Below are 2,263 nucleotides of genomic sequence, written 5' to 3'. Positions count from 1 at the left end.
ACCATCAGCCAGACAGTCAAGCGTGCCTTCCGCAAGACCGGGTGGCTCGGCATCGTCGTACCGGTATTTGCGCTGACGGCGCTGCTTCTCGTTCTCTCCGGCAATGCCCTTGCCAATCTCGGCCTGTCGGTGCCCTCGATCGTCCTGATGCTGGCGCTTTTTGCCGTGCCGGCCAGCGAGGGCGCGCTTGCCTTCTTCAACACGGTCGTATCGCTGTTCCTGAAACCGACGCGTCTTGTCGGTTATGATTACCGGCACGGCGTGCCGCCCGAGGCGCGCACGCTGGTGGTGGTGCCGTCGCTGATCGGCTCGCGCGACGATGTCGAGGAAAACATCCGCAACATCGAGGTGCATCATCTCGCCAATACGGCCGATGAAATCCATTTCGCGCTGCTGTCGGACTGGCCGGACTCGAAGACCGAGATCGATGCGGCCGACACCGAAATCCTCGAATTCGCCCGTGCCGAGATCGCTCGTCTCAACGCCCGCTATCCGTCCGAAGGCGCGCCGCGTTTCTACATCCTGCACCGGCGCCGGCTCTTCAACGCGGCGCAAGGGGCCTGGATGGGCTGGGAGCGCAAGCGCGGCAAGCTGCACGAGCTCGATCTTCTGCTGCGCGGCGACAGCGACACCACGTTCCTGCCGCTCGACGTGCCGCTGCCGGAGAACGTCGTCCATGTGATGACGCTCGATGCCGACACGCGCACCACCCGTGACGCGGTCGCCACCCTCGTAGGCAAGCTCTGCCACCCGCTCAACCGGCCGCATTTCGATGCCAGCAAGCGCGTCGTCACCGCCGGCTACGCGATCCTGCAGCCGCGCATCACCGCGTCGCTGACATCAGGCGACGATGCGTCGTTCTTCCAGCGGGTGTTTTCGGCCAATCGCGGCCTCGACCCTTATGTCTTTGCCGTGTCCGATCTCTATCAGGACGTCTTCGGCGACGGCTCCTTCACCGGCAAGGGCCTTTATCACGTCGACGCCTTCGAGGCCGCCCTGCAGGGCCGCATCGAGGAAAACACCATCCTCAGCCATGATCTGCTGGAAGGCGCGCTGGCGCGCGCGGCGCTGGTCACCGACGTCGAACTGGTTGAGGACTATCCGACCCGCTACTCGGTCGACGCCTCGCGCCACCATCGCTGGGCGCGCGGCGACTGGCAGTTGCTTGGCTTCATGCTCGATCCGCGCTCCGGCGTGCCGGCGCTGTCGCGCTGGAAGATGATCGACAATCTGCGCCGCTCGCTGACGCCGATCTTCTGGGTGATGGCGGCGATCGCCGGCTGGACGCTGCTGCCCTTCACGCAGGCCGCGCAATGGCAGGCCCTGCTGATCCTCAGCCTGTTCATGGCGCCGACATTCGATATCGTCAACGCCATCCTGCCCAAGAGCGGCGACCAGACGCCACGCGGCCATTTCTCGGCTCTGGCGCGCGACGTCGCCTTCGGTACCGCCATGGTGGCGCTGAAGATCGTGCTGATGGCGCACAATGCCTGGATGATGGGCGATGCCATCGTGCGTACGCTCTACCGGCTGTTCGTCAGCCGCCAGAACCTTTTGGAATGGCGCACCGCCTCGCAGGCGCACAAGGCGGGCGACAACGATGTCGGATCGTATTACGGCATGATGTATGGCGCCGTGATCATCGGCTTCGTCGGCCTTGCCATTCCGGTGCTGGCCGATTCGACCGGCGCCTTCGTCGCCTTCTTCTTCGCCCTGTTCTGGATTGGCTCGCCGGCCATCGCCAGCTGGATCAGCCGTTCGGCCGAAACCGAGGATCGGCTGCGCATATCGCAGGCCGACATCCATACGTTGCGCACGGTGGCGCGGCGCACATGGCACTATTTCGAAAGCTTCGTAACGGCAGAGCATCACCATCTGCCGCCGGACAATTTCCAGGAAAGCCCGGCGCCGGTGGTGGCGCCGCGCACCTCACCGACCAACATCGGCGTCTACCTGCTGTCCGTCGTTTCCGCCCGCGACTTCGGCTGGATCAGCCTGTCCGACGCCATCACCCGCATCGACGCCACCATGGCGACGATCGAGGGCATGCCGCGTGAGCGCGGTCACCTCTTCAACTGGTACGACACGACGACACTGAAGCCGCTCTATCCGCTCTACATCTCGGCTGTCGACAGCGGCAATCTCGCTGGCCATCTGGTGGCGGTGGCTGCGGCCTGCGCCGAATGGGCCGAAGCACCTTCCGTCCATCTCCAGGGCGATTTCGAAGGCATTCTCGACACGGTCACCATCCTCAGCGAAAGCC

At 64.6% G+C, this 2,263-nt stretch carries 1 pseudogene; it reads left to right on the top strand.

Annotated features, from left to right (window positions below):
• A pseudogene (locus EN939_RS30775) lies at positions 1-2,263 on the top strand (DUF3131 domain-containing protein); the annotation flags it as partial.

The organism is Mesorhizobium sp. M7A.F.Ca.CA.002.05.1.1 (assembly GCF_003998335.1).
In the GTDB taxonomy this organism is placed as follows: Bacteria; Pseudomonadota; Alphaproteobacteria; order Rhizobiales; family Rhizobiaceae; genus Mesorhizobium.
This window is presented reverse-complemented; position numbering and strand designations above follow the sequence as displayed.